The sequence below is a fragment of the Nocardia cerradoensis NBRC 101014 genome, from assembly GCF_000308535.1.
GTDB lineage: Bacteria > Actinomycetota > Actinomycetes > Mycobacteriales > Mycobacteriaceae > Nocardia > Nocardia cerradoensis.
The window spans coordinates 1-6,619 of sequence record NZ_BAFW01000101.1 but is presented as its reverse complement, the minus strand read 5'-3'; the positions used below and the strand labels follow the sequence as shown (position 1 = coordinate 6,619).

General features: G+C 71.3%; 4 protein-coding genes and 1 pseudogene. 2 read left to right on the top strand and 3 right to left on the bottom strand.

What is annotated here, in order from left to right; genetic code table 11:
* Both ON23_RS11125 and recC read right to left on the bottom strand, forming a co-directional pair.
* Positions 1-689 (bottom strand): annotated as a pseudogene (locus tag ON23_RS11125) (UvrD-helicase domain-containing protein); the annotation flags it as partial.
* Between the two features lie 284 nt (positions 690-973).
* A complete protein-coding gene (gene recC, locus ON23_RS11120) occupies positions 974-4,444 on the bottom strand; it encodes an exodeoxyribonuclease V subunit gamma (protein ID WP_039778010.1) in 3,471 nt (1,156 codons plus the stop codon).
* Between the two features lie 363 nt (positions 4,445-4,807).
* Between recC and ON23_RS11115 the strand changes: the two genes are divergently transcribed.
* Positions 4,808-5,014 carry a hypothetical protein gene (locus ON23_RS11115; RefSeq protein WP_025349494.1) on the top strand — a complete coding sequence of 69 codons (207 nt, stop codon included), beginning with the start codon at positions 4,808-4,810 and terminating at the stop codon, positions 5,012-5,014.
* Between the two features lie 126 nt (positions 5,015-5,140).
* On the top strand, positions 5,141-6,031 hold the full coding sequence (locus ON23_RS11110; protein WP_039778012.1) for a serine hydrolase: 891 nt from the start codon (positions 5,141-5,143) through the stop codon (positions 6,029-6,031).
* Here the strand turns inward: ON23_RS11110 and ON23_RS11105 are convergent.
* Positions 6,032-6,619, bottom strand: a 588-nt coding sequence (locus ON23_RS11105) for a cytochrome P450 (protein WP_039778009.1), incomplete at its 5' end; no start/stop codon positions are given.

Sequence of the window (6,619 nt, the reverse complement as noted above, 5' to 3'; positions counted from 1 at the left end):
CGACTTCCGCGCGTACCGCGGCCGCGAACGCCGCCGCCTCCGCAGCCGGGGTGATCGCCGAGTTCCTCCCCCGGCACCAGCCGCGCGCGCCGGTCGGCCACCGCGGCCGCCGCCAGCGACACCGCCTGCCGCACCGGCATCGGCGCGCCACCACGGGCGTAGCGGGCCAGGTACAGATCCTCGGCGACCGTGCTCACCAGTTCCTCGATGCCCTCGACCAGCCGCACCCGCGGATCGTGTTCGCCCGCGATGCCGAGTTCGTCGAGCATGCGCTGACAGAACCCGTGCGTGGTGGAGATGGTGCCGGCGTCGAAATCCGACAGCGCCGCGACCAGCCGCCGGCGCCGGCGCGCCACCTCGGCCGAGTCGGCAGCGGCCAGATGGGCGATCAACTCGTCGGTTCCGGCGCGCGCGGCCTCCGGATCGTCGAGGGCGGCCGCGACCGTGACGAACCGCTCCCGCGTGCGTTCCCGCAACTCCTGCGTCGCCGCCCGGCTGAAGGTCACCAGCAGCAACTGCGAGATGTCGACCAGCCCCTCGGCGACGAACCGCACCGCCAGCCCGACGATGGCGTAGGTCTTTCCGGTGCCCGCACTGGCCTCGAGAACCGTTGTCCCCGTGGGCAAGTCCCCACACAGATCGAACTGGCCGAACGATGATGCACCGCCCCGGCCGTCCGACGCGCGCACATCAGCGGATGTGGGCCCTGCACCATCGGATTCGGCGACACGGCGGGCGACGTTCGAACCACCGCTGCGCTGCTCTTCGGCACCGCCGTCGGCCCCGGCATCGGAGGGCTCGGTAGCCGTATCGGAAAGGTCGGTCCCCTTCCCGGTATTCACCTCGTCGATAGCGAAAAGTTCAGCGGCATCGGCCGATGCATCGGCATCGCGGGTGCGTCGGCGGCGGGCGGTGGTGGTGTGCGTCGCCGCTTCCGGGGCGCGCAGATCGGTGACGGGGAACAGTTCCTCGGTCATGGCTGCCCCTGGGATTCGTTGGCCAGCAGCGGATTCCACAGTCGCCGGGCCACCGAGCCGAAGGTGGTGGTCTCGCCGTAGCGGTCCGGTTCCGGCAGCGGGGTTTCCAGTTGCTCGAAGGTCGGTTCGGGTCCTCGGATGTAGGTCAGGTAGCGGTCGGTGTGGTCACCGAACGGGCGTGGCCCCTTCGGCCCGCCGTAGAACTCCTCTTCCGCCGCGGCGCGAGCGGAGTCGAGATCGGCTCCGCGGCAGCGGCGTTCGGCGTAGACCGCCGAGGCCGACGGCGCGAACGACAGTGGTTCGGCCAAGCCCTCCTCGCGCAGGTCGGCCAGCTCGCGCAGCAGGTCCGCCGCGAGTGCGGGGGCCGGCGCGGTCAGCGACGAACGCCAGGCCGGGCGGCCGAACTTGCCGCGCCCGATGCTCACGGCCTGCCAGCTCTGATGGCGTTCCGTGGCGGCCAGCGCCAGCAGCCGCACCCACGCCGCCATCCGATGTTTGGGCGCGAGCCGCGAATAGGTGGCGCGCACGACGGCGTCGTCGTGCACATCGGCGACCGTCCCGGTCAGCCGCCGCCCCGATCCCAGATCCACCGCGATATCGATGGTGCGTGCCGGCGCCTGCTGCAGTGGCGCGGCGACCTGCACCAGCCGGTCCACGGTCGATTCCACCTCGGCCAGCACCGAAGCGCCGAGACCGAACGGCGGCAGGGTGCCGCGCCGCCATTCCGCGGCGCGCAGGGCCCCGGGATCGGCGCCGGTGAGCCGGGCCGCCAGCATGCGTTCACCGATGTTCCAGGTCGCCAGCCCGGTCAGTTCGATGGGCAGGCGCTCATCGATGTCCTCGTCCTCCTCCGGCACCCGGATACCCAGCCGCTGCCACAGGAAGGCCCGGATCGGATGTTCGGCGAACGACACCAGTTCCGCCAATTCCACATCCGTGCGCGCCACGGCGGGCAGCGGGCCGGGCAGCCACGGCGGGCTCGGTTGCGCGGGGCGGGCCGCGGCGCGGGCGGCGGCCAGCGCGAGGGTGTCGAAACCGAACGGGTCGAGCGCGTCGAAATTGCGGCCGTCGTAGGCCTGCAGCGGATGCCGTCGCACCACCTCACCGGTCCCGCGGTGTGCGCGCACCACGTCGATCAGTTCCGCGAGCGGTGTCACCGGCGGCCGGGGTGTGCCGGTCACCGGATCGGCACCGGTGTAGAGCACCACCAGATGCTGTTCGGCGGCGAGGACGGCATCGAGCAGCAGCCCGCGGTCCTCACTGCGCGGATCACGTTCTCCGACAAGTGGTTTGCGCGCCGTGACGTCGTCGCCGTCGATGCCGCCGGTGCGCGGGAACACCTCGTCGTCGAGCCCGAGCAGCACCACCACCCGATGCGGAACCGACCGCATCGGCGCCAGCCCGCAGACGGTGAGTTCACCGGTGCGGTAATTGGATCGCGGCGCCCGGGATCGGGACCGCGCCCGCAGGGCGGCGATCACATCGGGCAGCCGCAACTCGGCCGCATCCGCGTGCTCGAAGGCGGCGGCCAGTTCCCGGCGCGCCTGCACTCCCTGCCAGGCCGCGGCGGCCGGTAGATCGGTGAGCAGATCGAGCGCGCGATGCAGGATCTGCAGCCACTGCCGGGCGGGGCGCGGTGCGCCGGCGGGTTCGGCGGGGGTGGGTCCGCTCAGATCGCGCACGCAGACCGCGAGCCGGTCGACGAATTCGGCGAAACGCCCGGCCAGGTCCACATCACCGGAGTCCACGTCGTCCAGCGGCAGCGCCAGATCCAGCCAGTCCTCGCCCGATTCCCCCGCGGCGACGCCGAGCAGAATGCGGTCGACCGCGGCGTTGAGGGTGTTCTGGCCGAATTCGGCGAGTCCGAAGGCCTGCCGCTGCCGTTGCCCGATCCCCCAGCGTGCGCCGGTTTCGGCCGCCCATTCGCGCAGCCGCTCGATATCGTCGTCGTCGAATCCGCAGCGATACCGGACCGGTTCGGTGGCGGCGAGGTCGAGTACCTGGGTGACGCCGACACGGCCCTCGGCCAGCGCCAGCAGATCCTCCAGCACCGCGAGCACCGAATTCGCCGCGCCCGCACTGCGTTCGGCGGGCCGCACCCGTAAGCCGTGGGCGGGATTCACGCCGGGGTCGTCGAGGGCGGCGGGCCCCTGGCCGAAGGCGGCCCGCACCAGCGGAGCGTAGCCGTCGGGATCGGGGCACAGCACGATCACGTCGCGCGGTTCGAGGGTCGGATCGCGCTGGAAGAGGCCGAGCAGGACATCGCGCAACACCTCCACCTGCCGGGCGGGGCCGTGGCAGGCATGGATCTGCACGCTGTCGTCGGCCGCGCACCCCACCGGCGGCCAGCGATCCGCGCGAATGGCGGCCTGCACCGCGGAAAGCACTGTGCCCGAATCATTTTCGGTACCCATGCGATCGACGCCGGAACCCGGCTGGTGGTGCCGGTCGGCGAAATCCACGGTCGCCAGCCTGTACTGCACCTCGCGCACGTCGCGGCCCAGCGCCGCCAGCAGCGGATGCCGGGCGATCGGATCGGCCACCACCCGCCGGGGAGCGGCGGGACGGGTTCGCACGCTCGTCGCCGCGGCCGCGGGCCCGGCAGCAGCTTCCGCGGTCTCGCCGGATCCGGCCACGCCACCCGCGGCCGGACGGACCCCCTCCACCGCGGCATCCGTGTCGGAACGCAACCGCTCCCACAGCGCCGGGCTGGGATGGGCGAGCCACAGGTGCACGTCCCGGTGTTCGGCCACCGCCTCGAGTACCGCGAGCTGCGCGGCCGCGATCCGGGGCAGTCCGAAGACCGAAAGGCGCTGCGGCAGATCGATGCTCGCGGGATCGGTGCGCAGCCGGCGGCAGACGGCGTCGAGCCGCTGCGCCGGTGCCGGAATGCCGATCGCCTCGCGCACCCGCCGCCACAGTCGCGGCTGCCACCGCAGGTCGTCGGGCAGGTCGGCGCCGCAGCCGTCGGTGTCGGCGCCGTCGGCCCAGTCGGTGATCAGGGTGGGGCGGGTGGTGCCGTAGGTGTCGAAGAGGGTCGCGATATGCGTCGCGGTGCTCAGCCGCCGCCCCGCCCGGTACGCCTCGGCCGGGCCGGCGCCCACGCCCAGATGCCGGGCCAGCACCGCCGCCCACGGCTCGCCGATCGCGGCGTCCATGGCCGCCAGGACCGGCCACACCAGCCGGTCGGGCGCCCACGGGTCGGCGTCGGCGGCGATATCGGAGGCCGCAGCCGAGATGTCGGCGACCAGCGCCGCCGGGGTCGGATAGTCGATGTTGGCGGCCACGCCGTCACCGGCCCGCGCGCCCAGAGTCACCGCGAGCCGCTGGTTGAGCCAGCGTTGCACGCCGTGCGCGCCGACCGCGACGACCTCGGCGGCGAAGGGGTCCGGCAGCGGGTGCGACAGCATCGCGGCGAGCGCGTCGGCGAGCGTGCGCGCCGACTCGGCCCGGTGGATGTGCAGCACCTGCGCACCGCCTCTCTGTCGCTCGCGCGCGATCCCTTGTCGCGGTGATGCGGCGCGCCCGATCCTACAAACCCGGCCACAGCTCCCGGCGGCACCGACCCGTCTCGGAGCGCCGCACCCCGTCGACGCTGTGGTGCGAGCCGCCCGCAACCGACCCGTCAACGCCCGTTACCACCGATTTGCCACTCTTCGCAGCGTGTCACCAAACATTCGGCAACACAATCGAATCCGGCCATCATGACCATTCGGCTATCACGAACGCAATTCGCCACCGCGTGTCACCCGCACACCGGGTCCGTCGTGTGCCACAGTTTTCCGCGGGGAGGTTTCGGGAGAAGCGGTATCGAAAGGCTGGTTCGATTCATGTCTGCGACGGTGGTCCCCCTCGTACCCAGATCCGGGTTCACGGTACGGCGATCGGGCGAGACGTGGGAATTGATCAACTCCCGGCACTACGGCCGCGGCGTGGTGCTGCACAGCTGGGCCCGCGACGGGCATTCCGAGGCCTTCGAGCACTGCTATCGGCTCAACGGCCGCAGCGTCGAGGAACTGCTCGCGGCATTCCGCTGACCTGCGCCGTCGCGGTCGATATGGCCGAAATGCGCTGGCCTGCAACGATCTCCGCGTAGCTAGCACATCCGCAGGCCGACCTCAAGACGTGCGTGATCGGCGCATTTGTGGCTATTGTGGCTCACCGTGCGTTATCCCCGGACCGCGTCCCGCGGCATTCGAACCACCCGCCTGGCCGCCGGTGCCTGCGTCGTCGCCGCCGCGCTGATGGCGGGCACCCCCGTGCTGGATCCCGCCCCGGCCGCCGCCGTCCCGCTGCGTATGCAGGGCTGCCGCGACGGCTTCGACTGCGATATGAGCAGCCGGATCGCGGCCGTCGACAACTATCTGGCCTCCCGGCCCGGCGTCACCGGCTATGTGGTGCGCGACCGTGTCACCGGCGGCACCTATGCCAACGGCAACGCCGAGACCCTGTTCTGGACCGCCTCCACCATCAAACTGGCCATCGCCGAGGATCTGCTCAACCGGGCGCGCGTGGGCGCGATCGCGCTGACGCCCGAGGACCGCACCCAGATGGAGTCCATGCTGGCGACCTCCAACGACGCCGCGGCGGACTTCCTGTGGAACAAATACGCGGGTCCGGACCGCCAGGCGTTCAACAACGCCTTCCGCGCCAACGGGATGACCGGCCTGGTGCCGCGCCCGACCAACGGCAACGGACATCTGTTCCCGGACTGGGGTTTTCAGCAGTGCACGCCGTCCGATCTGGACCGGCTGATGAACAACGTGCTCGACCACATGAACCCCGACGACCGCGGCTACCTGCTCGATCGGATGCGCAAGGTCGACACCAACCAGCACTGGGGCGTGTGGGGCGCCGGCGATGCCATGCATCCCGGGCTCAAGAACGGCTGGTCCGACGAGAACGGCGGCTGGGTGGTCAACTCGGTCGGCTTCGCCGGGCCCGGCGAGCGCTACACCCTTGCGGTGATGAACTCCCTCGGCGACCAGGGTGGCTACACCGACGGCGAGGAGACCACCACGCATGTCGCGCAGCTACTGTTCGCCGGACGCTAGTCACAGCCGCGACAGCCGCATCGGCGCCCCGTCGCGCGGGAACGGGATGGTGTTGAAGCCCCACGGCATCAGATAGTCGTCGGGGATGTGCCAGCGGTAGGCGCGCACCATCGCCGCGATGACGACCTTCACCTCGAGGGTGCCGAAATGCATGCCGATACATTTGTGCGCTCCCGCGCCGAACGGCATCCACGCCAGCCGGTGCGATTTGTCCTCGCGCCGGCTCTCGGTGAACCGTTCCGGATCGAAACGCGCGGGATGCGACCACAATTCGGGGATCAGATGGTTGACGCCGTAGGCGACGTCGACGTGGGTGCCGGCCGGAATGTAGTGACCGGCCACCTCGGTGTCGCGGACGGCGCGGCGCACCAGGCCCGGCACCGGCGGCACCAGCCGCAGGCTCTCCTTGATCACCAGATCCAGATCGTGCAGGCGATCCAGGTCGGCGATCGTCGGCGGCGCACCGTCGAGCTCGTCGAACAGCGCCTGCGCCTCGGCGCGCACCCGCTGCTGCCAGTCGGGGTGGCGGCCCAGGTAGTAGGCGACCGAGGTCGTGGTGGTGGTGGTCGTGTCGTGGGCAGCCATGAT